Raw genomic sequence first — 340 nt, 5'->3', positions numbered from 1 at the left:
GCCCTCTTTCTTGACGAGGTTCTTGAGCTGGACGAACTCCGGGCCCATCTGGACCTTGGCCTTGATCCACTCCGGCTTGCGCTCCACCGGGGTGGCCGCATTACGCTGCTCAATGCGCAGCATCTTCCGGCCTTCTGGTGCCAGTGTCATTGTTCTCTTTCCTTCAGCATTCGACGACGTTGACGGCGAGGCCGCCCATGGCCGTTTCCTTGTATTTGGAGCTCATGTCCCGGCCGGTCTCCCGCATGGTAACGATCACTTCGTCGAGGGACACCCGGTGCGAGCCGTCGCCCCAGAGCGCCATCTTGGCGGCGTTGATGGCCTTCGCTGCCGCGATCGC

General features: G+C 62.4%; 1 protein-coding gene and 1 pseudogene. Both read right to left on the bottom strand.

Translation table 11 applies throughout. From position 1 onward, the window contains the following. Window positions 1–150: pseudogene (locus tag AC1DD3_RS22190) on the bottom strand (lipoyl synthase); the annotation flags it as partial. 13 nt (window positions 151–163) lie between these two features. Then, on the bottom strand, window positions 164–340 hold a 177-nt coding region (locus AC1DD3_RS22185), incomplete at its 5' end, for an L-serine ammonia-lyase, iron-sulfur-dependent, subunit alpha (RefSeq protein ID WP_476882538.1).

This window comes from Arthrobacter sp. 05T444 (assembly GCF_056395905.1).
The sequence above is the reverse complement of the archived record's forward strand: the minus strand, read 5'-3'. Positions and strand labels throughout refer to the sequence as shown.